The organism is Streptomyces coeruleorubidus (genome assembly GCF_008705135.1).
GTDB lineage: Bacteria > Actinomycetota > Actinomycetes > Streptomycetales > Streptomycetaceae > Streptomyces > Streptomyces coeruleofuscus.
The window spans coordinates 3052552-3077578 of the sequence record NZ_CP023694.1; the positions used below are offsets into that span (position 1 = coordinate 3052552).

At 73.1% G+C, this 25027-nt stretch carries 21 protein-coding genes and 1 pseudogene; 15 read left to right on the plus strand and 7 right to left on the minus strand.

Annotation, left to right across the window (positions count from 1 at the left end):
* Positions 1-33 precede the first annotated feature (33 nt).
* The 3 genes from CP976_RS14100 to CP976_RS14110 are packed head-to-tail and all read left to right on the plus strand — an operon-like array spanning position 34 to position 3259.
* Positions 34-642, plus strand: coding sequence for a toxin-antitoxin system, toxin component family protein (locus CP976_RS14100; protein WP_190146798.1), 609 nt, complete (start codon positions 34-36; stop codon positions 640-642).
* Positions 639-1859 (plus strand): MAB_1171c family putative transporter, encoded by a 1221-nt coding sequence (locus CP976_RS14105; protein ID WP_150480675.1) that lies wholly within the window; start codon positions 639-641, stop codon positions 1857-1859. The genes CP976_RS14100 and CP976_RS14105 overlap by 4 nt, the downstream gene beginning before the upstream one ends.
* On the plus strand, positions 1856-3259 hold the full coding sequence (locus CP976_RS14110; protein WP_190146797.1) for an NAD(P)/FAD-dependent oxidoreductase: 1404 nt from the start codon (positions 1856-1858) through the stop codon (positions 3257-3259). The genes CP976_RS14105 and CP976_RS14110 overlap by 4 nt, the downstream gene beginning before the upstream one ends.
* A gap of 44 nt (positions 3260-3303) precedes the next feature.
* Here CP976_RS14110 and CP976_RS14115 read toward each other — a convergent pair whose 3' ends face one another.
* Positions 3304-4179 (minus strand): SMP-30/gluconolactonase/LRE family protein, encoded by an 876-nt coding sequence (locus tag CP976_RS14115; protein WP_150480676.1) that lies wholly within the window; start codon positions 4177-4179, stop codon positions 3304-3306.
* On the minus strand, positions 4176-4949 hold the full coding sequence (locus CP976_RS14120; protein ID WP_150480677.1) for an IclR family transcriptional regulator: 774 nt from the start codon (positions 4947-4949) through the stop codon (positions 4176-4178). The genes CP976_RS14115 and CP976_RS14120 overlap by 4 nt, the downstream gene beginning before the upstream one ends.
* Positions 4950-5188: 239 nt before the next feature.
* Between CP976_RS14120 and CP976_RS14125 the strand changes: the two are divergent.
* Positions 5189-7203 (plus strand): annotated as a pseudogene (locus tag CP976_RS14125) (TerD family protein).
* A gap of 41 nt (positions 7204-7244) precedes the next feature.
* On the opposite strand, the gene CP976_RS14130 reads toward CP976_RS14125, so the two are convergent.
* Positions 7245-8489, minus strand: a complete 1245-nt coding sequence (locus CP976_RS14130; RefSeq protein WP_150480678.1) for a PucR family transcriptional regulator — start codon at positions 8487-8489, stop codon at positions 7245-7247.
* Between the two features lie 2 nt (positions 8490-8491).
* Positions 8492-8644 carry a hypothetical protein gene (locus CP976_RS42900; protein WP_167537335.1) on the minus strand — a complete coding sequence of 51 codons (153 nt, stop codon included), beginning with the start codon at positions 8642-8644 and terminating at the stop codon, positions 8492-8494.
* 215 nt (positions 8645-8859) lie between these two features.
* Between CP976_RS42900 and pgfA the strand changes: the two genes are divergently transcribed.
* The 10 genes from pgfA (at position 8860) to CP976_RS14180 (ending at position 20682) form a co-directional block, all read left to right on the plus strand.
* A complete protein-coding gene (pgfA, locus tag CP976_RS14135) occupies positions 8860-9855 on the plus strand; it encodes a cell envelope lipid trafficking protein PgfA (protein ID WP_150480679.1) in 996 nt (331 codons plus the stop codon).
* A gap of 206 nt (positions 9856-10061) precedes the next feature.
* Entirely contained in the window at positions 10062-11213 is a 1152-nt protein-coding gene (locus tag CP976_RS14140; RefSeq protein ID WP_150480680.1) for a glycosyltransferase family 4 protein, read from the plus strand.
* A 71-nt stretch (positions 11214-11284) separates the two neighbouring features.
* Positions 11285-11995 (plus strand): class I SAM-dependent methyltransferase, encoded by a 711-nt coding sequence (locus tag CP976_RS14145; protein WP_150485346.1) that lies wholly within the window; start codon positions 11285-11287, stop codon positions 11993-11995.
* Entirely contained in the window at positions 11992-16167 is a 4176-nt protein-coding gene (locus CP976_RS14150; RefSeq protein WP_150480681.1) for an alpha-(1->3)-arabinofuranosyltransferase, read from the plus strand. The genes CP976_RS14145 and CP976_RS14150 overlap by 4 nt, the downstream gene beginning before the upstream one ends.
* Positions 16164-17411, plus strand: coding sequence for a condensation protein (locus CP976_RS14155; RefSeq protein ID WP_150480682.1), 1248 nt, complete (start codon positions 16164-16166; stop codon positions 17409-17411). The genes CP976_RS14150 and CP976_RS14155 overlap by 4 nt, the downstream gene beginning before the upstream one ends.
* Positions 17408-18145: a class I SAM-dependent methyltransferase gene (locus tag CP976_RS14160; RefSeq protein ID WP_150480683.1), complete on the plus strand. Its 738-nt coding sequence runs from the start codon at positions 17408-17410 to the stop codon at positions 18143-18145. The genes CP976_RS14155 and CP976_RS14160 overlap by 4 nt, the downstream gene beginning before the upstream one ends.
* A gap of 15 nt (positions 18146-18160) precedes the next feature.
* Positions 18161-19066, plus strand: coding sequence for a hypothetical protein (locus CP976_RS14165; RefSeq protein ID WP_150485347.1), 906 nt, complete (start codon positions 18161-18163; stop codon positions 19064-19066).
* Positions 19063-19284: a Trm112 family protein gene (locus tag CP976_RS14170; RefSeq protein WP_086605849.1), complete on the plus strand. Its 222-nt coding sequence runs from the start codon at positions 19063-19065 to the stop codon at positions 19282-19284. Before CP976_RS14165 ends, CP976_RS14170 begins: the two co-directional genes overlap by 4 nt.
* The gene (locus tag CP976_RS14175) at positions 19281-20108 is read left to right on the plus strand and encodes an FkbM family methyltransferase (RefSeq protein ID WP_150480684.1); all 828 of its coding nucleotides are present in this window, start codon (positions 19281-19283) and stop codon (positions 20106-20108) included. Before CP976_RS14170 ends, CP976_RS14175 begins: the two co-directional genes overlap by 4 nt.
* Entirely contained in the window at positions 20074-20682 is a 609-nt protein-coding gene (locus CP976_RS14180; protein WP_150480685.1) for a hypothetical protein, read from the plus strand. The genes CP976_RS14175 and CP976_RS14180 overlap by 35 nt, the downstream gene beginning before the upstream one ends.
* Here CP976_RS14180 and CP976_RS14185 read toward each other — a convergent pair.
* The gene (locus CP976_RS14185; protein WP_150480686.1) at positions 20673-22064 is read right to left on the minus strand and encodes an MFS transporter; all 1392 of its coding nucleotides are present in this window, start codon (positions 22062-22064) and stop codon (positions 20673-20675) included. The two genes, CP976_RS14180 and CP976_RS14185, sit on opposite strands and share 10 nt — an antisense overlap.
* Before the next feature lie 51 nt (positions 22065-22115).
* Positions 22116-22985: an ATP-grasp domain-containing protein gene (locus tag CP976_RS14190; RefSeq protein WP_150480687.1), complete on the minus strand. Its 870-nt coding sequence runs from the start codon at positions 22983-22985 to the stop codon at positions 22116-22118.
* A gap of 146 nt (positions 22986-23131) precedes the next feature.
* Here CP976_RS14190 and CP976_RS14195 point away from each other — a divergent pair, with 146 nt between their 5' ends.
* The gene (locus CP976_RS14195) at positions 23132-24238 is read left to right on the plus strand and encodes a MerR family transcriptional regulator (protein WP_150480688.1); all 1107 of its coding nucleotides are present in this window, start codon (positions 23132-23134) and stop codon (positions 24236-24238) included.
* Here CP976_RS14195 and CP976_RS14200 read toward each other — a convergent pair.
* Positions 24235-24939: a FadR/GntR family transcriptional regulator gene (locus tag CP976_RS14200; protein ID WP_150480689.1), complete on the minus strand. Its 705-nt coding sequence runs from the start codon at positions 24937-24939 to the stop codon at positions 24235-24237. The genes CP976_RS14195 and CP976_RS14200 overlap by 4 nt on opposite strands.
* Positions 24940-25027 lie beyond the last annotated feature (88 nt).

A 25027-nucleotide genomic window follows, 5' to 3' on the forward strand; every position in this document is an offset into this window, starting at 1 on the left:
CAAGCCGTCGGCCGGCGGTGAGAAGGGGGAGCGATGGGCATCGCGGGCGCTGGAGCAGCCCGGGTCACCGCCGCGCTCAGGCGGTCGCGGCGCGGGTCCGCCATGCGCGGCCTGGCCGCCGGGCTCGCCGCCGCGGTGCGGGCGCGGGAGCAGGTCCCCGCCGACGTACGGTCGTTGTGCCGGGCGCTGTGCGAGGAGATGAGCGCGCGGCGGGGCGGGCGTCCCGTCGAGCTGCGCTTCGAGCGGTTCCCCGACGAGATCGAAGTGACCGGACTGTGGGTGGAGTTCCAGGACTTCGACCTGGTCATCGTCGAGGAGCGGGCCGAGGCCGTGCAGCAACTGGTCATCCTCGGGCATGAGTTGTGGCATCTGCACGCGGGGCATGGGCATCACCATGCCGCCGGTACGGCGGCGGCCCGGGCCCTGGACCGCGAGCCCGGCTGGAAGTCCGTGGCGCTGACGGTGGCGGCCCGGGACGGCTCGCGCGAGCGGGACGAGGCCGAGGCCGACGAGTTCGGGCACCGGCTGGCGGCCGCGTTCCGCGCCTTCGCGGACGGCACTGTCCCCGATGAGCCGTATCCCGCCCTCGATCCGGTGCGGCGGTCGATGGGTTACCGCGGACGTGGAGGCGGCGCGCGATGACCCACGCACGGGACGTCCTCGACGCCTTCTCCGTCTCCTTCTGGCTGCCGATCGGGGCGCTGACCATCGCCCTGGTGATGAAGCTGCCCAGCCTGGTGAGGATGTGGCGGGACCCGATGCTGCGGGCCGTCGGCGGGCTGCTGCTGTTCGCCTGTGCCGTGTTCGTCTTCGCGTCCCCGTCGGTCATCGGCTGGACCAACCGCGTCACCGGCGTGCCGAACATCGCGGCACCGCTGGTCTACTCGCTGCTCACCGCGCTGTGCGCGTCCTGGCTGCTGCTGATCGTCGCCTGGCGCAACGGCCTGTCCGACCGCTCGGGCTCGACGCGCCGCGCCGCCCGGTGGGTCGTCTTCGCCTACGCGGGTGTGGTCGTCACCCTGTGGGTGCTGTTCTGGCTCGCGGACGTCCCCGTGGAACGCCGCCGGGACCTGGACACGTACTACGCCAACACGCCCTTCATGCGCGAGGAGATCCTGCTCTACCTGCTCGCGCACACCGTGGCCTGCTCGGTCACGGCCCGGCTGATCTGGAACTGGGTCCGCACCGACGGCCTCGACGCCTGGCTGCGCTGGGGCCTCAGGTTCCTGGGCGTCGGCTACGCGACGAACCTGCTCTTCGACGTCGCCAAACTCACCGCCGTCATCGCCCGGATGACGGGCCACGACCTGGACTGGCTGAGCACCTACGTCGCACCCTCGGCCGCCTGCCTGTCGGCCACGATGGTCGCGATCGGCTTCATCATCCCGCACGGCGGCCAGTACCTGCACGAGCGCTGGCGCATCCGGCTCGCCCACTGGCAGCTGCGCCCCCTCTACCTGCTGATGCGCACCGTGAACGGCGGCGGCGCCCCCTTCACCCCGCGCGCCACCGGCGAACTGCGCCTGATCCGCCGCGAGACGTACATCCGCGACGTGCTCCTCCAGCTCTCCCGGCACCTCGACGAGGAGCTGCGGGAGCGCTCCTACGACGCCGCCCTGGGCCTCGGCTTCGAGCCCGGCCGCGCGAAGGCCCTGGCCGCCGCCGTCACGATCCTGGACGCCGTCGCCGCGCGGGAGCGTGCCCCGCAGACCGACAGCGCCGCCGCCCCGTCCGGCCCCGACACCGCCTACCTGCTCCAGGAGATCCAGGCCGTGTCCCTGGCCCTGCGTCACCGCGACCACATCGAGGCGGTACGCTCACGCGCGGCCGCCCCCGGGAGAGAGAACGCCCGCGCATGACTGACCGTCCCACCCCCGCCAGAACCGCCGTCGTCCTGGGGGGATCCCACTCCGGCATGCTCGCGGCCCGCGCCCTGGCCGACGTCGCCGACCGGGTCGTCGTCGTGGAGCGCGACGCGCTGCCCGCCTCCCCCGGCCCCCGCAAGGGACTGCCGCAGGCCCGGCACGCCCACATGCTGTGGTCGGGCGGGGTGCTGGCCATGGAGGAACTGCTGCCGGGGATCACCGGGGTGCTCCGGGAGGCCGGGGCCAACCGGCGGCCGGTCACGACGGACATCGTGGCCCTGGGTTCGCGGGGCTGGTTCCGGCGCTGGGCCGAGTCCCACCACGTGATCCTCGCCGGCCGGGACCTGCTCGACGCCACGGTCCGCGCCCGGGTCCTCGCCGACCGGCGGATCGAGGTCGTCGAACGGGCGGAGGCGGTGGGACTCACCGGCACGGAGGCGGCCATCACGGGCGTGCGGATCCGGCCCCACGACGGCCCGGAGCGGACCGTCCACGCGGACCTGGTCGTCGACGCCTCGGGCCGCGGCTCCCAGGCCGCCCGGTGGCTGACCGCCCTCGGCCTGCCGCCGGCGGAGCGACGTGAGGTCGACGCGGGCCTGGCGTACGCCAGCCGCCTCTACCTCGCCCCCGCCGCGGCCCGCGACGGCTTCCCCGTCGTCAACGTGCAGCCCGACCGGCGCGAGGGCGGGCCCGGCCGGGCCGGGTTCCTGCTGCCCATCGAGGAGGGCCGGTGGATCGTCACCCTGTGCGGCACCCGGGGCGGCCGGCCGTCCCCGGAGAACGACGACTTCGTCCGCTTCGCTCGCGAGGACCTGCGGCACCCGGTCATCGGCGAGCTGCTCGAAGGGGCCGAGCCGCTGTCCGACGTGGCCTTCACCCGCACCACCGTCAACCGCCGGCACTTCTACGAGCGGATGCCGGTGTGGCCCGCGAACTTCGCCGTCCTCGGTGACGCCCTCGCCGCGTTCAACCCGGTCTACGGGCACGGCCTGGCCGTCGCCGCGCAGAGCGCCCTGCTCCTGCGGGACACGGTACGGCGGCACGGCTGGGCGGCTCCCGGACTGTCCCGGCTGATCCAGAAGGCGGTGTCCCGCCCGGTCGGCGCGGCCTGGGACCTGGCGATCGGGCAGGACGTCTTCTACCCGGGCGCGACGGAGCAGGGCCCCACGCTCCGGGACCGGCTCGTGACGGCGTACGTCGACCGGCTGATGCACACGGCGACGGGCAACGGCCGCATCGCCCGCCGGGTGACGGACGTGACGTCGCTGGAGCGGGGGGCGGGGGTGCTGCTGACGCCCTCGGTGATGCTGGCGGCGGCGGTGGGCCCGCTGAAGCCGGCGCTGACGGTTCCGCCGCTGACGGCGGAGGAGCGGAAGGCCGCCGGGCTGGATTAGCTGGAGCGGCACGACTGCGAGCGGCACGACTGCCCGCAGCTCGGTCAGCCTGCGAACGCGGGCTGCGCCAGTCCCTTCCCCGCCCCCGGCACCACGAACACCGACCCCGCCAACGCGGGCGGCTCCGTCAGCCCCGTCCGAGCCGTCGTGATGTACAGATCACTCAGCCCGGCCCCACCGAACGCACACGCCGTCACCAACGGCACAGGCAACTCGATCACCCGATCCAGCCGCCCCTCCGGCGTGTACCTGCGCACCGCCGCCCCCTGCCACAGCGCCACCCACACACATCCGTCGGCATCCACCGTCAGCCCGTCGGGAAGCCCCGCGCCGTCCTCGATCACGGCGAGGGTCCGCCGCCCGGACAGCCGCCCGTCGGCGTGGTCGAACACCTCGACCCGCCGGGTCGGGGTGTCGATGTAGTACATGAGCCGGCCGTCGGGACTCCACCCCGTGCCGTTGCTGACGGCCACGTCGTCGAGCACGACATCGACCGAGCCGTCACCGGTGACGCGGGACAGCGTCCCACCCCCGGGCGCCTCGTCGTACCGCATCGTGCCGGCCCACAACGAGCCGTCCGGCGCGACGGCGGCGTCGTTGGCGCGGCGGCCGGGGACGGGCTCGCGGTGCAGCCAGCGGAAGCCGCCGTGGGCGTCGCCGTGGGAGTCGCCGTCGGGGTCGAGGAGACCGATGCCGTCGCGCAGGTTGAGCACCAGCCCGCCCCCGGCCCGCGGCTTGACCGCACCCACGTGCTGTTCCGTCCGGCGGACCGTGCGGCGCCCGGTGACCGGGTCGTACGTGTGCACCCGGCAGCCGAGGATGTCGATCCAGAGGAGCCGGCCGGCCGCCGCGTCCCAGGTCGGCCCCTCGCCGAGCTCGGCCTCGGCCCGTACCGCGACCTCGTACGGCGTCGTCGTCATGCCAGGCTCCGGTGACCGAGGTGCTCGGACAGCTCGGCGGCGCCCTTCGCGGCGAGCTGCTCCAGCTCGGCGCGGCGGTCCTCGCTCCAGCGGATCATGGGCACGGAGATCGACAGGGCGGCGACGACCTGGCCGGCGCGGTCGCGGACCGGTGCGGCCACGCAGCTCACGTCCGGGTTGGACTCGCGGTTCTCCACCGCGATGCCCCGCTCACGGATCTCGGCCAGGGTCTCGCGCAGAGCGGCCGGGTCGGTGATGCTGTTGGGGGTCATCGCGACCAGCTCGGCGCCGTCGGGGAACCGCGCGGCGAGCTCGTGCTCGGGAAGGGAGGCCAGCAGCATCTTGCCGACGGAGGTGCAGTGGGCGGGCAGCCTGCGGCCGGCCGCCGACACCATCCGCACGGCGTGCGTGGAGTCGACCTTGGCGATGTAGATGACGTCCGTGTCCTCCAGGATCGCCACGTGCACCGTCTCGTCGCAGGTCTCGGCGACGGACCGGGCGACCTGCTGCCCCTCGGCGGCGAGGTCGAGCTGCTCGGCGTAGCGGGCGCCGAGCTGGTACGGGCGCACACCGAGCCGGTAGCGTCCGGGCTGGCCGGGCACGGGGACGATGTACTTCCGGGCGGCGAGCGTGGTCACCAGCTCGTGCACGGTCGTGCGCGGAAGCTGGAGCTTGCGCACGATGTCGGGGGCGGAGAGCGTCCCGTCCCCGTCGAGAAAGAGCTCCAGAATGTCGAGAGCCCGGGTCACGGCTGGTACGAGGCGTCCCACGACCGGCCCCCTCCCTATATGTCTCAGGCGCCTGTGTTCGCGATATCAACGTTCGAGATATCAACAGGCGATCGGCATGACGAACACAGGCTAGCCATAGAGGTTTGCCCGGGCAATGGGCAGAGGACCGGCGAGCGGAAACCCACGAGCACGCCACAGACACGTTCAGTGCACATTAAAGTGCCCTGTGTGCGACACGTCACAGGTGTCGCAAGGGTGGGGGGATCTCTGTGCGCGATATGACCATGGGCTCGAACGTGTCTCTGACGGCCCTGAGCGAGAACATCGAATCCGCGATCGTCAGTCTGGGCTGGTCCAGCCCGACCGGTGAGGGCGACGCCGACGTGTCCGTCCTGCTGCTGAACGCGGACGGCAAGGTACGCAGCGACGCCGACTTCTACTTCTACAACAACCCGGTGGCCGCCGACGGCAGCGTGCAGCTCCTCGGCAAGGAGCCGACGGGCGACGGCAGCGAGGACCGGATCAGTTTCGACCTGACCGCGGTCCCGGCCGATGTGGAGCGGATCGTCGTGGCCGCGAGCCGGTATGAGGGGGCGCGCTTCGGCGAGCTGGACGATCTGAAGAGGTGACGCTGGCGGACGCCGGCGGCGAGAGTCTTCTCCGGTTCGTCATCGACGACGCCGGCCCGGTGAGCGCGATCATCTTCGGCGAGCTGTACCGGCGCGGTGAGGAGTGGAAGTTCCGGGCCGTCGGGCAGGGGTACGAGAGCGGGCTGGCGGGGCTGGCGACGGACTTCGGGGTCGACATCGAGGACGACGAAGCCGACTCCGCGGCGGCCGTCGCGGAGGAATCATCCGCCGTCGTCCCTCCCGACGCCGAGCCGCGGACGACACTGGAGGCCGTGCCGGCACCGCGCCCGCCGGCCGACGAGGAAGCTGCCCCGAAGAAGCGGACGACCCGGCCCCGGACCGCGAAGAAGAAGGTCACGCCGCCCAGGGCGCCCGTGAAGAGCCTGGCGGAGAACGAGTCCTGGAAGCAGGCCCGGCTCTTCCCGGTGTCGGCGCTCAAGAGCGACCGGGACCGGGAGATGCGCTCCACCTCGGTGCTGTTGTCGGTGATGGCCCAGGTACCTCGGTTCGGCAGGCGGATCACCGCTCCCTTCGGTGCGCCGTCCGGCCGTATGGAGACCTTCACCGAGGTGTCCCTGCCGCACGGCGACACACCTCGGCGCCCCGACGGAGTGATCCGCGTGGAGCGCGCCGGGAAGCTGTGGACGGCGCTCGTGGAGACCAAGACCAACGGCAATTCCCTGAAGTCCGATCAGGTGCAGGCCTACATGGACATCGCGGCCCGCCGCGGCTACGAGGCCGTGATCACGCTGTCGAACGACGTCGCGCTGGAGGGCAGCCCCCTCGTCGACGTCAAGATCGACCGGCGGCGCAAGCACCAGGTGGCTCTCTGGCACCTGTCGTGGGCCGAAGTGGCCCATCAGGCCCAGATGTTGATCCGCCACGAGGGTGTCGGGAACGCGGCCCGCACCTGGCTGCTCCAGGATCTCCTGCACTACCTCCAGCACGAGAACTCCGGTTGCCACGGGTTCCAGAACATGGGCTCGGCCTGGGTACCGGTCCGCAACGGCATCAGTGACGAGACGCTCTGCCAGGGCGACCCCCGCGCCCTGGAGGTCGTCGAGAGCTGGGAGCGGCTCATCCGCCAGGTGTGCCTGCGGCTCGGCGGTGAGCTCGGGCAGAAGGTACTGCCCGCCCAGCGCACCCGGCGCGGGATCGATCCCGGGGCCCGCCGCGCCCGCCTGGCCGACCAGTTGTGCGCGGAGGGCAGGCTCCAGGCGGAGCTGCGCGTCGAGGGCGCGCCCGGCCTGCTCACCGTCTGCGCGGATCTGCGGACCGCCAAGCTGCGTACGTCCGTGGAGATCCCGGCACCCGAGCAGGGCTACCCCCTGACCTGGGCCAAGCGTCTGGTCCGGCGCCTCGCCGAGGCACCGGCGGATCTGCACGTCGAGACGCTCGTGGAAGGCGGGACAGGCGGCCCCCGGGGCACGCTGGAGCGGCTGCGGCCCGAACCGGCGGACCTGCTTCCGAAGGACCGCGCCACCCGCATCACCGGTTTCCGCCTGTCCCTCTTCAAGGGCATGGGCAGCGGGCGCGGCAACGCCGAGTCCGGCTTCATCCGCAGCGTCGACGACGCCGTCCAACGGTTCCACACCTCGGTGGTGGCCCATCTGGACGCTCCGGCATCCGGGCGGGCCACGGCGAAGGAGCGGGCCGCGGTGTGACACCAGGGCGGCGGTGATCATCGCCGGGTGTGCAGCCCGGCTCACCGCCGCGGACGCACCGCCCCCAGCTCCCCCCGCAACCGCTGCGCCCGCAGCACCAGCTCCAGTTCGAAGCGCCGGTCGGGGTCGTCGATCTCGTCGCCCCACAGTTCGCGGATCTGGCGGAGCCGGTAGCGGACGGTCTGGGGGTGGACGCCGAGGCGGGTCGCGACCTCCGGTGCTCCGCCCCGGGTTTCCAGCCAGGCCAGGAGGGTTTCCGCGAGGCGGCGGCCGTGCGTGGGGCCGCAGTGGGTGAGGGGGGCCAGGCATCTGAGGGCCAGGTCGTCGATCAGTTCCTCGGGCTGGAGGAGGACCAGCGCCTCGGTGTGCTCGGTGCAGTAGAGGACCTCGCCCGAGGGGAGCAGGTCCCGTTCCATGAGGCGTACGGCTGCCTCGGCCCAGCGCAGCGACTTCGCCGCGTCGGCGAGCGGGACGGGCGGGCCGATCGCGCCGGACCAGCCGGCCAGGGCCCGGTGCAGGAGTTCGGGGCGTCCTGCCGCGTCCGGCTCGGGCACGACCATGCGGGGCTGCTCGTACTCCATGTCGAGCAGCACCCCCTGGCCGACCGCGGGGGCCATGGCCTCCCGGGCGGGTCGCAGCAGCACGCCGACCGCGACCTTCTCCGGCAGGGGCCAGCCGATCCGGGCGGCGCGTTCGGTGAAGGCCTCGGTGGGGTCGCCGCGGTGGTGCTCGGCCAGCAGGAGTTCCATCAGGCGGCGTTGCAGGCGCAGGCGTTCGCCGGCCTGGCGGGCCGCGGCCTCGGCGTAGCCGCGTACGGACTGGTCGACCAGGCCGTCCAGGTACTCGTAACCCGCGTCGACGAGTTCGTACATCGCCGGGGGCGGGATCTCCACGCGCTGGCCGATGTCGGCGAAGCGGCGCCAGGCCAGGCGTACGCCCATGCGGTAGATGGCCTGGAGCGAGTCGAGCGAGCGGCCGTTGAGGCCCTCGCCGCGGCCGAAGTCCTGGAAGACGCCGGGCGGGACGGTGGGCCGGCCCTCCGAGTGCTCCAGGTGCTGCACGAAGACCTCGATGGCGCGGCGGATGCCGACCAGGGCCATGGGCTCGCCGGAGTCGTCGAGGACGACGGGCAGGTGCGGGTACTCGCGCTGGATCTCGCAGAGGATCTCCTCGGCGAGCGCGGGCGCCTCGGCCATGGCGATCGCCGCGAACCTGCGCACCTGGAAGCGCGGTACGTCGTGCCAGGCGGAGCGCGTGGTGACGGTTCCGGTGCGGGCGGCCGTCACCGTCAACTCCCCTGCCCGGTCTGCTCGTAGGTGATCAGGGGGGTGTTGGGCTGGTCGGGTGTGGCTTCGAGCAGCGCGACGACGCCCAGCGCGGCGCCCACGGCCAGGGCGGCGGCGAGCGCGACGGTCAGCGTGGCAGCGAGCAGTCTCGACATCGCAGGGTCAGCCTCTCTGTCCGGATTCGTCCGGAGATCGTCCGGAGGTTGCCCCACCCCGGCACCCCGTCCCTGCTTGTCGGGCCCCAGTCTCGACAAGCATTGACACCCCGTCAAGAGCCGCCTACGGTTCCCGGCCCAGCCGCACGCGCGCATTCCGCCGCCGTGCCGGCCCTCTCGTACGTCGAGCCGTCCCAAGCCACTGGAGTGCCCGGATGCGCCGTACAACCTCTCCCTTTTCCCTGATCCTGCTGGGTCTCGGCACGTTCCTGCTGGTGCTGGCGCCACTGCTCGCCTGGTACGTGCAGCCGCGTGCAGCGGTGAACCCGATCGACATCGACACGACCGCCGTCTACACCGGCCGGGGCAGCGTCTTCGACACTGACCGGATCGAGACGGTGCCCGACCGGAAGATCACGGTGACCCAGCGGGTGCGGGGCAACGTCGAGGACAGCGAACGCAGCGGCAAGGCCGTCTGGGACGTGACGACCACGGTCGACACCGACAAGTCGCTGCCGGCCGCCGACCCGCACGACGCCCTCGACTTCACACCGCACCGCTGGGTGATGGACCGGAAGACCACCCGGCCCGTGCACTGCTGCGGCGAGAAGCCGTACATCGAGGGTGAGGCTTATCTGAAGTTCCCCTTCGACGTGCAGAAACGCTCGTACCAGTGGTGGGACAACACCCTCGGCGACACGGTCGTGCTGCGCTACCAGGGCACCGAGAAGGTCCAGGGCTACACGGGCTACAAGTTCACCGGCTCCGTGCCGCCGACGAGGACCGGCACGCGGATGGTGCCCGGCAGCCTCGTCGACCAGCCCGAGCGGCCGCAGGTGCTGGCCGAGGAGTGGTACTCCAACCACGGCTTCGAGCTGGTCGTCGACCAGGCCACCGGCCGGGTGATCTACGCGCAGACCGGACCCAAGCGGACCCTGCGGGCGCCGGGCGGGAAGAAGGACGCGGCGGTGCTGCTGGACAGCCGGAAGGTCTCGTTCACGACCGCGACGCAGAAGGAGGCCGTGCGGCAGGCGAAGCGGGACAGCGGTCAACTGCGCCTGGTGGGCACGACGTTGCCGATCGGAGCCGGTGTGGCGGGTGTGCTGCTCGCGGTGGCGGGTGGCGTTCTGGTGGCGCGTGGGCGGAAGGAGCCGGAGCAGCCCACTCCGTCCGATACGTCCAGTACGCCCCAGCCCACCCTCACGATGTGATGTGACGTCAGCTCTAACAAAGCCCGAAATTGTCACGTCGGTGAGTAGCCGTGGAGAACGTCCGGGCGAAAACTGTCCAACCCCACCCCAGCACAAGCCGTCCACACTCCCCTCCCAGGAAGGGCTCAGGCCCCCCACAGCAAGACCCCCAGAGCCAGACCTGCCCCCACGCTGAGTTCCGCACCCCGAGACGAGTTGGAGCACACATGCCCCAGCACGTGCCCTCCCAGCTGCGTGCCGCGTCCCCCAGCGCGCCGCAGCACCTTCCGGCGCTTCCCCCACATCCGCGCCGGATCGTCTTCCTCGCCCATCGAGATCTGGACAACCCGTCCGCCGGCGGCTCCGAGCTGCTGGTCGACAAGCTCGCCGACGGCCTGACCCGGCTCGGCCACCAGGTGACCCTGCTGTGCGGGGGCCCCGCGGCCTTCCGGGACTACCGGGTCGTGTCGGCGGGCGGCCCCTACGGGCACTACCTGCGCGCCCGGTCGGCCTTCGCCCGCCAGGTCGGTGACTGCGATCTGCTGGTCGAGGTGTGCAACGGCATGCCGTACCTGGCGCCGCTGTGGCACTCCGGGCCCACGCTGTGCCTGGTCAACCACGTCCACACCGACCTGTGGAAGATGCGCTTCGGCGGGCCGCTGGCGCCGGCCGCGCGGATCGGCCGAAGACTCGAACACTGGGCCCTGACCGGGGCGCAGCAGCGGAGTCTGCTGGTCGCGGTCTCCTCCTCCACGGCCCACGCGCTGCGCGCGATCGGCGTCGAGCGGGACCGTATCCGGGTCGTGCACAACGGCGTCGAGGAGCCGGCGCCGCGGGCCGAGCGTTCCCCCGAGCCGTTGTTCGTCGCCGTCGGCCGGCTGGTCGAGTACAAGCGGATCGATCTGCTGCTGCGGTTGTGGGAGCGGGTGCGGCCGGTCACCGGCGGGCGGCTCGTCATCGTCGGAGACGGCCCCGAGCGCGGAAGACTGGAACAACTCGCCGGGCCCGGTGTGGAGTTCACCGGCTATGTCTCGGAGGCCGAGAAGCACCGGCTGCTGTGCGCGGCCTGGTTGCTGCTGCATCCCTCCGCCGTGGAGGGATGGGGCCTGGTCGTGACGGAGGCAGCGGCGCGGGAGACGCCCACCGTGGCCTTCGACGTGCCGGGGCTCAAGGACTCCGTGGTGGATGGTGAGACCGGAGTCCTCGCGCGCGGTGAGTCCTCGTTCGCCGCCGCGTGGTGTGCGCTCGGCCTGTCCGGGTCGCGGCGGGAGCTGATGGGCAAGGCGGCCCGGGAGCGGGCGGCGCAGTTCCGGTGGGACCGGACCGTGCGGCAGTTCCGGGCGGTGGCCGCGGAGGCGGTGAGGGGCTGGGCCCCGTGACACCGCCCGAGCGCCCACGCGGCGGACCCGCACATGTCACAGCCGCGCGCCCCCATGGGAGCGACCCCTCGCTGCGCCGGTCCCTCGCCCTGTTCCGTGCCTTCCTCCACGAACAGGACGATCCCGAGAGCTGCTACTCGCTGCTCGCCCGGGACGCCGCCGATCAGGTCGAGGCCTACGACGGGCCCGTCGCCGGGCGTACCGTCGTCGACGTCGGCGGCGGCAGCGGCTACTTCACCGAGGAGTTCCGGCGACGCGGAGCGCACGCGTTCCTCTTCGAGCCGGACATGGCCGAACTCGGCGAGAAGCCCCCCGACTCGGCCGTCGTCGCCGACGGATACCTGCTGCCCCTGCGGGACGGCGTCGCGGACGTCACGTTCTCCTCCAACGTGCTGGAGCACGTGGCCGACCCGGAGACGTTCCTGAGTGAGCTGGCCCGGGTGACACGGCCGGGCGGGCTGATCTACGTGTCGTTCACCAACTGGCTGTCGCCGTGGGGCGGGCACGAGTGGGCCCCGTGGCACTACTTCGGTGCCGAGCGGGCCCGGGCCCGCTATCTGCGGCGGACCGGCAGGCCCGCCAAGCACACGCTCGGCGAGAACCTCTTCGCGGTGCACATCGGATCCACCCTGCGGCAGGTGCGCGCCCGGGACGACGTCACGGTCGTCTCGGCGCGCTCCCGCTACTGGCCGTTCCTCGCGGAGGCCGTCGTCAAGGCGCCCGGCATCCGTGAATTCGCCACCTGGAACCTCCTCCTCATCCTGCGGCGGTGTCCTACATGACAACCACGGTCCAGGCTCCTCCACCGGCAGCCGTCCCCACCACCGCGACCGCGGCGGGCCCGCCCGAGGGCCCGCGGTCGCGGCGCTGGCTGCTGGGTTTCTGGGCCGTGGTGTTCGTGCTGTTCCTGGCGGTGCAGCCGGGACGGCAGACGTTCGACACCAAGCTCGGTGTGACGGTCGACCCGGGCCAGTTCCTCGCCGACCTGGGGCAGTTGTGGCACGACCGGGCCGGGTTCGGCGGGATCCAGGACCAGTACGTCGGCTATCTGTGGCCGATGCTGCCGTTCTACTGGCTGTGCGACCTCGTACAACTGCCGGTGTGGCTGGCGGAGCGGCTGTGGATGTCGCTGATCGTGTCCGTCGCCTTCTGGGGCGCGCTGCGGCTGGCCGAACGGCTGCGGGTGGGCAGTGGTGCCTCCCGGCTGCTGGGTGCCGTGGCGTACGCGCTGTGGCCGGTTTTCACCACCGTCATCGGCTCCACGTCGGCCGCCGCGCTGCCCGGCGCGTTCCTGCCGTGGGTGCTGCTGCCGCTGACCAACGGGCGGTACGCGGCCCGGGTCGCGGCCCTGCGGTCGGCGCTGCTCGTGCCGTTCATGGGCGGCGTCAACGCCTCGGCGACGCTGGCGTCCCTGCTGCCGGTCGGGCTGTACCTGCTGTCCCGGCCGCCCGGGCCGCGGCAGCGCAAGCTGATCGCCTGGTGGGCTCCGGCCGTGATCGTCGTGACGGCCTGGTGGTGGGTGCCGCTGCTGCTGCTCGGCGTCTACGGCGAGAACTTCCTGCCCTACATAGAGACGTCGCAGACGACGACGGACACCATGGCGGCGACCGAGGCGCTGCGCGGCGCCGGGAACTGGGTGGCCTACCTGCACTTCGGTGAGGCGTGGCTGCCCGCGGGGTGGGCCGTGGCCTCCTCCGTCGTCGTGATCGTGTGCTCGGCGTTCGCGGCCGGGCTCGGTCTCGCCGGGCTCGCCCGGCGGGACATGCCCGAGCGACGGTGGCTCGTGCTGACGGTGCTCGTGGCGGCGCTGGTGCTGCTCGCCGGGTACGGCGGCGCGTTCGGGGCGCCGTTCCACGGGGTCGTGCAGGGCTGGCTGGACGGCTGGCTGTCGCCGTTCCGGAACATCTACAAGTTCCAGACGGGTCTGGCGCTGGCGTTCGTGCTGGGCCTGGCCCATCTGGTGGGTGTGGCCGCCGAGCCGCGCGGGGCGCGCCCGGTGCGCGGCCGGCGCTTCGCCCCGCTGGTCGCGGCGGTGCTGATCCTGCCGGGGCTGCTGTGGCCGTACCTCAACGGCTCGATCCTCAACCCGGGTTCCTTCCAGAAGCTCCCCACCTACTGGCAGGCCACGGCCGACTGGCTGGAGAAGTACTCGCCCGACTCGCGCGCCCTGGTCGTCCCGGCGACCGCGCACGGTGTCTACACCTGGGGCTCGCCCATCGACCAGCCGCTCGACGTGCTCGCCGAGTCGCGGTGGGCGCAGCGCGACTACGTCCCCTTCGGCACGCCCGGCAACCGGCGCGCCATGGACGCGGTCGAGCAGGCCCTGCTCTCCGGTGCTGAAGTCCCGGGTCTGGCCGACTACTTGAGCCGGGCCGGGCTGTACTACGTCGTCGTACGCAACGATCTCGACCCCGACCAGATCGGCCATGTGCCGACCGCGACCGTCAAGCGCACCCTCGAACAGTCGGGGTACGAGCGGGTGACGGGGCTGGGGCCGGTGATGACCGGCGGCCGGATCGCGCAGGACGCGCCGCTCCAGGTCGAGGGACTGTACGCGCGGCAGCGGGCGGTGGAGATCTACCGGCCGGCCGGCCAGGACGTGGTCCGGCCCGGGCAGGCGGGACTCATGCCGGTCTCCGACACGGCCGTGGTGTCCGGCGGCCCGGAGGCGCTGCTGCCGCTGGCGTCCCGGCTGCGCGGGCGGGCGACCGTGCTCACCGGCGACAACCACCCGGGGCTCGGCACCCCGGCGGTGCAGGTGGTGGGCGACGGCATGCGGCGCGCCGACACCCGGTTCGGCGTGGTCAACGCCGGTACGTCGTACACGTACACGCGCGACGAGCGCAACGCGCCCGACGCGCAGCAGGACCCGGGCGAGAAGCCGCGCCAGATCCTGCCGACCGAGGGCGCGGAGCACCAGACGGTGGCCGAACTGCGCGGCGCCCGCTCGGTGACGGCCTCCTCGTACGGCAACTGGCTCTTCCACCTGCCGCAGTTCGACCCGGTGAACGCCTTCGACGGCAACCCGGACACCGCGTGGACGGAGGGCTCGCCGGACACGCCGGACGGGCAGTGGCTGCGCATCGGCTTCACCGGCTCCTACGACATGCCGTCCTCCTTCAAGGTCACGCCGCTGCCGCAGGACAGCGTGCGGGCGGCGGCGACGAGGGTGCGGGTGGAGACGGAGAAGGGCGAGCGGACGAGCTTGCTCCGGCCGAACGGCACGGCGCAGAGCGTCAAGGCGCCCGAGGGCGGCACGCGGTGGATGAAGCTGACGATCGTGGACTCGGTGGAGCGCCGGGCCGGGCTCACCGGGGCGGGCTTCTCCGAGATCGACCTGCCGGACGTGCAGGTGACGCGGCTGCTGCGGCTCCCGGCGGACGCGGCCGACGCGACCGCTGCCGCCACGGTCGTCTCCCTGCACCGTGCCTCCGACCCGACCGGCCTCTCCGCGACCGGCACCGAGGCCGGCCTGCACCGCCGCTTCACGACACCGGCCGCCGGGACGTACGAGGTGAAGGCGAGCGCGGTGCCGGTGCCGGGCGAGGAACTCGATCGGCTGCTGTACGAGGTCGCGCCCGAGCAGCAGTCCCGGATCGTCGCCACCGCCGACTCCACGGCGAGCCTCGGCGCGGGCCTCGCGGCACGCAACCTCACCGACGGCGACCTGACGACGGCGTGGGTCGCGGGCGGCCGGCCGACGATCCACCTGAGCTGGGAGGGCAAGCAGCCGGTCGGCGAACTCGTCCTGGCCCCCGCGGGCGGCCTGTCCACCCGCGCCTCCCAGGTGCACATCAGCTCCCCGGACGGTGCGACGATCGCCGGCGTCGACGAGAACGGCTGGGTACGCTTCCCGCCGATCACCACCGACCGGCTCGACATCACGATCACCGAGACGGCCCCGCTGACCCTGCACAACCCGGTCGCCGACGAGAAGCTGCGCCTCCCGGTGGGCCTCACGGAGGCGTACATCCCCTCCCTCGACCAGTACCGCACCCCGCAGCCGGACGGCGCCCGGAAGTTCTCCCTGCCGTGCGGCAAGGGCCCCGACGTGGCGCTGGACGGCGAGCTGTACCAGACGGGCGCGAAGGGCACCGTGCGTGACCTGGTGGAACGGCGGTCCGTCGAGGTGACGCTCTGCCAGGAGGGCCGCAGCGACGGCGAGGTGCAGCTGTCCTCGGGCGACCACCGGCTGGAGGGCGGCGACGCCGGCCCCCTCACGCTGACGGACGTCACCCTGACCCGCGGGACGGTCCCGGAGGCCGCCGCGGCCGGGCGTGAGCTGCGGGTCCGGGACTGGCTGGGCGACCGGCGCGAGGTGACGGTCGGCTCGGGCGCGGCCTCGTACCTGACGACGTACGAGAACTTCAACGACGGCTGGAAGGCCACCCTGAACGGCAAGGAGCTCACCCCGTTGCGGCTGGACGGCTGGCAGCAGGGCTGGCGGATCCCGGCCGGGGCGGGCGGCGCGGTCAAGCTGTCCTACGAACCGGCCACCACGTACGACGCCGGGCTGATCGGCAGCGGCGCCGGCATCGCGGTGCTGCTGGGCCTGGCGCTCTGGCGCCGCCGCGCACCCAGCCCCGACGCACCGCAGCCGGCCCCGCCGCTTCCCGGCCTGTGGCTCGGCACGGTGGCGCTGACGCTGGTCGGGGCGGTGATCGCGGGCTGGCTCGCGCTGCTGGTCCCGGCGCTGGCGTTGCTCGCGGCCAGGCGGCACGCGCTGCTGGTGCCGATCGCGTTCGCGGCGCTGGCGGGGGCGGGCATCGCTGCCGCGTTCGGGGCCGGGGAGCCGGTGGGCGCGGGCGGGGGGGCGTTCGGCCGTACGGCCCAACTGCTGGCTCTGATCGGCCTGTTCGCGTCACTGGTGAGTCTGCGGGAGGGGCCCTCCTCCGAGGCGCCGACGCAGCAGCTGCCCAGGACGACGGACACGGGGAAGGGCGAGCCCGCATGACGGCACCGGTACGCATCCCGTTCCCGGTGGTGGACGAGGTGTCCCGGCACTGCCTCCAGGAGGAGGAACCGGAGACGGTCCACATCGAGGTCCACCTCCCCGGCCCCGTCGACCAGATGCGCCTGCGCAAGGCGTTCACGGAGGCCCTGCACCGGCATCCGCGGATCCTGATGCGGGAGGCACGGGGGCCGTGGTACCGGCGGCGGTACGAGTGGGAGCTGACGCCGGAGCCCGATGTGGAGGTGGTGACCTTCGCCCCGCCGGGGCCGCGGGCGCTCCAGGACGCCAGGACCCGGGCCCTGACGGAGGCGCCACCGCTGTCGGTGTCCCCGCCCATACGGCTCGAAGTGGTGGACTCGGTCCTCTTCCTCACCATCAACCACACCGCCCTCGACGGCCCGGCCTGCCTCCGCGTCCTGGCCACGGCCGCCGAACTCTACGGAGGCAGGGACAACGCCCCCGCGGCACCCCCCGTCCGGCCCGCGGAGCCCCGCCAAGATCCCCCGGACACCCCGACCACCTGGTCACCCCCCGCACGGGTGGCGCCCGGCACTCCGGACCCCTCCCCCGGCAACGGCATGCTGGTGACGGAACTCCCCCTCCCCCACCGCCCCAAGGGCTCCCCCTACACCGTCAACGACCAGCTCATGGTCACCACGGCCCTGACCATCGCCCACTGGAACAGGGAGCACGGTGCCCGGCCCCGCCCCCTGCGCATCACCATGCCCGTGGACGACCGCCCCCGCGACACCACGATGCCCATCGGCAACGGCACCCGCCTGGTGGAAGTCCCCTTCGCTCCGGCCGAGCTGGACCACCCGGACATGTCCGCCCTCCTCCGGCGCACCGCGGAGCGGACCCGGGCGCTGAAGGCCCTCCCCCGCCCCCAACTGGGCCACGGCGCCGCCCTCCTCACCGCCCCCTGGGCCCCGGTCGCCGCCCGCGCCGCCCTCACCCGCACCCTGCGCCGGGCCGCCGCGCCCTGGACGTCGACCACCCTGCTCAGCAACATCGGCCGTATCCCGTACCCCCTGGACTTCGGGGAGGAGGCGGGCCGCGCGCACGCGGTCTGGTTCTCGGCGCCGGCCCGGATGCCGCGCGGCCTCACCGTGACCACCGCCTCCACCGCCGGCCGTCTCCACCTGGCCCTGCGCTGGTCCCGTGCCCTGCTCAGCCACGGCGACGGCGCCCACCTCCGCGACCTGTTCGAGCACTATCTGCACACCACGGAGGTGACCCCGTGACGAGCGCCCCCGCCCGGCCCCCCGAGTTGCGTGACTTCTACGAGAACCCGGCCGTCCCCGTCGCCTCCGGCACCCCGCGCAGCATCCGCCAGGCCCGCATGCTGGCCGCGGCCCTCGGACCGGCCACGACCGGTCACGCACGGACAGTCCTCGACATCGGCTGCGGTGACGGCACCGCCGCCGCCACCGCCGCCCCGCTCCTGCCCGGCCACCGCGTCATCGGCGTCGACTGGTCGCAGGACGCCCTGAGGCGTGCCCGCACCCGCATCCCGTACGCGGTCCGTGGTGAACTCACCGGCGGCGGACTGCCGTTCGCGCCGGAGTCGGCCGACGCCGTGCTGTTCAGCGAGGTGATCGAGCACCTCGTCGACCCGGACGCGGCGCTCGACGAGATCCGCAGGATCCTGCGGCCCGGCGGGCACCTGATGCTGTCCACGCCGAACCTGGCCGCGTGGTACAACCGCGCGTTGCTGCTCGCCGGCGTCCAGCCGGTCTTCTCGGAGGTCAGCCTGCGCGGCATCCACGGCCGCCCGGGCCGGGAGGTCGTAGGACACCTGCGCCTCTACACCGCCCGGGCGCTGCGGGAGTTCGTCGCCGCGTCCGGGTTCACGGTCGTGACGCTCGAAGGCGCTCCCTTCCACGGCGTACCGCGCCCGCTGCGGCCGCTGGACCGGCTGGCCTGTGCCCGGCCGCAGCTCGCGTCGATCCTGCTGCTGCACGCCAGGAGGACGTAGCCCATGTGGTGGGGAGTGGCCGCGGCCCTGCTGGCGAACACCCTGTACAGCCTGGGCTTCGTGCTGGAGAAGCGGGCGCTCACCTCGCTCCCCGAGGTGAGCATCCGGCAGCCGGCCCGGCTGTTGCGCCTCGTCCTCGGCAGCCCCCTGTGGGTCGGCGGCTCCCTCGCCCTGGCCGCCGGTTTCGCCGCGCAGCTCGTCGTCTACCGCACTCTCCCGATCGCCGCCGCGCAGGGCATCTTCGTCTCCGGCCTGGTGCTGCTCGTGCTGCTGTCGGCCCGGCTGCTCGGGGAGGAGACGAGCGGCCGGGAGCGGTACGCGCTGGGTGCGATCCTGCTCGCGCTGCTGATGGTGGTGCTGTCGCTGCGCGAGGGCTCGGACACCGTCAGCCAGGACGCGCCGTACCAGTTGATCCTGCTGGTGTGCGTGCCGTCGCTGGCGGCCGGGTTGTGGCTGTACGGCTCCGCCGAGCGGCGGGCCCGCAACCGGCACCGGCGGCCGACGACCGGCGTCGAGTACGGGGTGGCCGTGGGGCTGCTGTACGGCGTCAGCTCGCTGGCGATCAAAGGTGTGTCGAGCCATCTGACGACCAGCGGGATCGGCGGTGCGGTGCTGGACCTGCTGAGCTCCCCTTATCCGTATCTGCTGCTGTTCACCGGTGTGTTCGGCCTGGTGATGTCGCAGGCGGCGCTCCAGCGCTGCCGGGCCTCGCTGATCGTGCCGGTGTGCACGACCGTGACGTCCCTGTTCACGGCGGTGCTCGGCACGCTGTCGTTCGGCGAGGCCCTGCCGGACGAGCCGCTGCGGCTCGCGCTGCGGGTGGCGGGCACGGCCCTGGCGGTCGCCGTGCTGCTGACCATGCCGAAGCACGATCCTGCTCCCCAACCCACCGCACCAGCCAAGGAGTTGGCCTCCCCATGAAGCCCGACGACCCGCTGCTGAAGATCCTTGCCTGCCCGCTCGACAAGGGCCCGCTGCATCTGCTGGCCGAGGAGACCGGGCAGGAGGAGGCGCTGTACAACCCGCGGTTGCGCCGCCGCTATCCGATCGTCGACGGCATTCCGCAGTTGCTGCCGTCCTCGGGCGAGCAGGTCTCGGACGACGAGCACGAGGAACTTCTCCAGAGGATGGCCCCATGACCAGCCTGGCAGCCCGCCTCGCTCCCTTCCTGCCCACCCGCCTGGTGGCCGCGACGGCCCGGGCGCTCTACCCCCGGTTCGAACCGGAGCTGGCCCGGCTCGCCGAGCTGTGCCCGCCGGACTGCGGTACGGCGGTGGACGTCGGCGGCTGGTACGGGCCCTGGACGCACCGGCTGTCCGGCCTGGCCGAGCACGTCGTGACGATCGAACCGGTGCCCCATCTGGCCCGCCTGCTGGCCGCCGCCGTCCCGCCGAACGTACGGGTGATCCGTGCCGCGGCCTCGGACCGCCCGGGCATCGCCCGCCTGTGGCTGCCGTCGGACGACTCCGGTGACCGGGGCGTGTCGTCGCTGGTGCGGCGCGACATCCACGGCCGGGCGCTGGACGTCCCCTGCGTCACGCTGGACGAGCTAAGCCTGCGGAACGTCGGCTTCATCAAGATCGACGTGGACGGCAACGAGTCGGCGGTCCTGCGGGGTGCGACGGGCCTGCTGGCCCGCGACCGCCCGGCCCTGTTCGTGGAGCTGGAGTCCCGCATCCAGCCGATCAGCCCGGTGGTGACGTATCTGTCGCTGCTCGGCTACGACGGCTGGGTCCTGCCCGGCGACAGGTGGGTGCCGCTGGCGAAGTTCCCCCTGGAGGCGCACCAGGCGGACGCCTCCTACGTGGTCTCGCACGGCCTGCTCCGCCGCGTCCTGCCGTACAACGTGCTGCGCGGCCCGCGCTACGTCAACTCCGTGCTCTTCCTCCCGGACGGCCGCCGCCCGGGCACCGCGCCGGTGGGCGACGATGGTTCCCATGCCCTCCGGAAAGCGCCCCGCTAGCCCCTTCACACCGCTCGACTTCCAGCTGGTGCTGCTGCGCCGCATGGCCGACCACAACCCGGATCTGGTGGAGGAGGCCCGTCACGAGCTGGGGGTCTCCCTCGCGGACATGCGCGAGGCCAACAAGCGCTGGCAGGCGATGGTCCGTTCCCCGCGGTCCCGCGCATCCCTCTCCCGCTACCGCTCGGTGCTGGGCGAACCCGAGTCCCGTGCCGCCCGCCGGATCGGCGACCTGGACTGCGAGGCCTGGCTCTGGCCCGTGCCCCTCTGGCCCGATCTGCGCTTCGAGGTCCTGACGGCCCCGAACGGCGTGGTGTGGAACGAGTGGCTGGTCCGCGCCCCGGGCGCCGAGGGGCCGGGGCTGCGCACGCTCGACGACCTCACCCCCTGGTCCTGCACGGTCGACGAGGCGGCCCGCGCCTTCGCCCCGGCCCGTCCCCTGGAGGGCACGGCCCCGACCCGCTGGGGACTGGCGTTCACCGCGCCGGACGGGCAGGGCGTGCGGTGGGAGGTCGTCGCGGAGTTCACGTGGGGGCTGGTGCAGCGGGTGGCCGTCACCGGCCGTCAGGGCTGAGGGCGCTCCGAGGTCTCCTCGTCGGACCGCCGGGCCTTCGCGGGCACGCGGCGCCAGGCCAGGCCCGCGGCGGCCAGGTAGGCGAGCGCGCCGATGAGCATGCTGGTGCGGATCCCCGTGCCGTAGTCGCCGGCGGATGCGAGCAGGCTGCCGCCGAGGGCGACGCCGGTGGCGCTGCCGATCTGGCGGGTGGTGTTGAACAGGGCGGAGGCCGCCCCCGAGTACGCCTCGGGAGCGGCGCCCATCACGGTCGCGGTCGAGCCGGTCAGGGCGAAGGACGTACCGAACCCCGCGGCCATCATCGGGACCACCAGCAGCGCGTAGGCGGCGTCGGCGCCGGCCGCGGCCCAGCCGGCCAGCCCCAGGGCGGCAAGCAGCATCCCGGAGACCACCAGGGGACGGTCGCCGGTGCGGCGGGTGAGCCGCCCGGACAGGACGGAGGCGAACATGGTCATCGCCACCGCCGGGAACAGGGCGAGACCGGTGCCGAGGGCGCTGTAGCCGCGCTGGTGCTGGAACTCCAGACTGGCGGTGAACACCATGCCGTAGAAGCCGAAGTTGAACAGCAGGCCGATGCCGGCCCCGCCGCTCATGGCGGGGGAACGCAGCAGGCCGAGCGGGAGGACCGGGGACCGGGCGAACCGCTCACGCACCACGAACGCCACGGCGGCCAGTACGGCCAGGCCCGCACCGGCGAGCACGGCCGGATCGGTCCAGCCCCGCCGCCCGGCCTCGTTGAGCGCCGCGGTCAGCAGCGCCACCGCCGCCACGACCGCGCACTGCGCCGGCCAGTCCAGGGCCCGGCCGGCGCGCCGGGGCGAGCGGGCCACGTGCCGCAGCGTCAGCACCAGGCAGGCCACGCCGACGGGCAGGTTGATGAGGAACACCCAGCGCCAGCCCACCGTGGAGACGAGCAGCCCGCCCAGCAGCGGCCCGGCGGAGGCCGCGATGCCCGCCATGGAACCCCACAGCCCGAAGGCCCGGGAGCGTGCGGCCCGCTCGGGATAGGCCTGCTGGAGCAGGGCCAGGGAACCGGGCACGATCAGCGCCGCGCCGAGCCCCTCCACCAGCCGGGCCGCCACCAGCAAGGGCGCGGTGGGCGCGAGCGCGCACGCGGCGGAGGACACGGTGAACACCGCCACGCCCGAGCAGAACACCCGGCGGTTGCCCAGCCGGTCCCCGAGCGCACCGCCGGTCAGCAGGAACCCGGCGAGGACCAGGGTGTACCCGTCGGTGATCCACTGGATGCCGGTGAGCGAGGCCGACAGCTCCCGCCCGATCACCGGCACGGCGACGTTGATGACCGTCACGTCGAGGATCACCATGAAGTACCCGGCGCACACCGCGAGCAGCGGTGCCCAGGACCGTCGCGGGGAGGGCATGGCCTACCCCTACACCAAAAGCCTCACCGAGGGACGTATGTCCGCGGGTGATCAGCCGGCGGCGGCCAGGACCGCCTCGACCACCCCCGGCACGGACTCCGGGTGCAGCCACAGGAACAGGTTCGGCTCGACCAGCTCCAGTTCCATCACGCACGGCTCCCCGTCCGGGCCGGTGACGAGGTCCACGCGCGCGTACAGCAGCTCCGGCTGCCCGGGCACGGCGGCCAGCGCCCGCTCGGCGACGTCGAGTTCGGCGGCGGTCGGCTTCCAGGGTTCGAGGTCGGGGTGGGCGACCTTGTCGGCGTCGTACGGCGTGCCGGGCGCGAGGACCGCGCCCTTGCGGCTGGCGTGCAGCAGGCGTCCGCCGAAGAACTGCAGGGCCCGCTCGCCGGCGGAGTCGATGCTGCGCATGTACGGCTGCACCATCGCCGTGAAGCCCTCGGCGTGCATCCGCTTGAGCTGTCGTACGGCCGTTTCGTGCTCGTCGTGGGTGTAGCGGGCGGCGAAACGGGCGCCGGCGCCGGAGGTGGGCTTGACGACGTATTCCTGGTGGTCAGGGAGGTCGGCGGGCTCGCCGGGCGCTATGTACCGGGTGGGGACGACGGGCACGCCGGCAGCCGCCAGGTCCCCGAGGTACCGCTTGTCCGTGTTCCACCGCACGACCGCGGGCGGGTTGGCGAGCCGCGTCAGCGTTCCGCACCGCTCCACCCACGCCGCGAACTCCTCCGTCCGCCAGCTGTAGTCCCAGGTCGACCGGATCACGGCGAGGTCGAAGCCGCCCCAGTCGGCGCCGGGGGCGTCCCAGGGCACAGCGACGGCCTCGGCACCGGCGTCCCGCAGCGCCCGTACCAGCAGGGGAAGGTCCTGGTCCTTGCTGGGCTCAGGACCGGAGTCGTAGGTGACGAGTGCGATACGGGGCACCAAGGGCTCCCTCTTCCGGTGATCGGACGATCGACCGGCAGGCTAACAACCGCTGCGGGAACCAGAACAGCCCGCTTGACCTTCACCTTCGGTGAAGCCCCAGCATCGGTGGCGGAACCGGAGGAGGTGGCGAGGTGCACCGGGACATGCTGACGATCGGCGCGTTCGCGAAGGCATGCCGGCTCTCGCCGAAGGCACTGCGCCTGTACGACGAGCTGGACCTGCTGCGGCCCGCCCGGGTGGACCCGGACACCGGATACCGGTACTACGCGGTCGGGCAGCTGGAGCAGGCCCGGCTGGTGGCGTGGCTGCGGCGGCTGGGCATGCCGCTGGCGGAGATCCGCCAGGTGTGCCGGCTCCACGACCGCGACTCCACGGCCGCCGCCCGCGAGATCCGCGCCTACTGGGCGCGTGTCGAGGCGGAGACGGCGGTACGGCGGGACCTCGCCGCGTTCCTGGTCGCTCACCTGACAGAGGACTCACCGGAGTCCCGAAAGGACACCGCCATGCTGGAACTGCGTTACTCCGCCCATTCGGACACCGGTCGCGTCCGCCCCGCCAACCAGGACACCGCGTACGCGGGCACCCGGCTGCTCGCCGTCGCCGACGGCTTCGGACCGGCGGGCGCGCCCGCGAGCAGCGCCGCCGTGGAGGCACTGCGCTTCCTGGACACGGACGAGATCCCGGCCGGCGGGGTCCTGAACCTCCTGGAGGACGCCGTGCGGGGCGCGGTCCAGGCCGTCCGGGACGTGGCCGACGGCGCCGACGACATCGGCACGACCCTGACCGCCCTGCTGTGGACCGGCTCGCGGCTGGCCCTGGTGCACATCGGCGACTCCCGCGCCTATCTGCTGCGCGACGGCGAACTGTTCCTCATCACCCACGACCACACGGTCGTCCAGTCGATGATCGACGAGGGGCGTCTGACGCCCGAGGAGGCCGTCTCCCACCCCCAGCGGGCCTTCCTGCTCAAGGCCCTGACGGGCGACGGCACGCCCACGATCCCGGACCTCCGCCTGCACGACGCCCGCCCGGGCGACCGCTACCTGCTGTGCTCCGACGGCCTGTCGAGCGTGGTCCCCGAGGACCGGATCCGGGAACTCCTCACCCCGCCCACCGCCCCCGACGAGACGGTCCGGGCCCTGGTCACGGCGGCGAACGAGGCCGGCGGCCCGGACAACGTCAGCTGTGTGGTGGCGGACGTGGTGCGGAGGGGAGAGCGCGCGGACGACAAGGGTGAGAACTCCTCCTAGGACTCCTCCGGCTCCCAGTCCAGCAACCGCACCTTCGCCACCGTGCGGACGTGGCGTCGCATGGCCGTGGCCGCCTGGCGGGGCTGCTGTGCGGCGATCGCGTCGAGGATGGCCTGGTGCTGGGAGAGGGAGCGGGACGGGCGGCCTGGCTGGCGGAGTGACTCGGTGCGGCTCTCGGCGATCTGTTCGGTGATGGAGCGCATGAACTCCGCGAGCAGAGCGCTGTGGGCCGCCGCCGTCACGGCCGCGTGGAACAGCCGGTCGCCCTCGACGCCGTGACCGCCCGCCTCGATCTCCTCCGCCATGTGCGCGAGCGCCGAGCGCATCGCGTCCAGGTCCTCCTCCGAGCGCCGCTCCGCGGCCAGTTCGGCGAGCTTCGTCTCCAGCGCCTCCCGGGCCTCCAGTACGTCGGGCAGGCGCCGGCGGCGTTCCACCATCCGCTCGACCGGCTCGGTGTCGAGGCTGTCGCGCACGAGGTACGTGCCGCCCCCGTGCCGGGCCTCCACCAGGCCCTGGACCTCCAGCACCACGATCGCCTGCTTCACCGAGGCGCGGCTCACCCCGAGCCGCTGGGCCAGATCCCGCTCGGGCGGCAGCCGGTCGCCGGCGCGCAGGCCGCCCTCGGCGACGTACTGACGCAGCCGCTCCAGCACCTGTTCGTAGAGGCGCTGTTTCGTCATGGGGCGCAGGGCGTCGGTCACGGGGTCCCCCTCTCGCCGGGAGCGTAACACCGGCACCTCTCAGTGGCGGAGTGGCTGAACCAATTCTCGCGCAACCCCTTGACGGGCG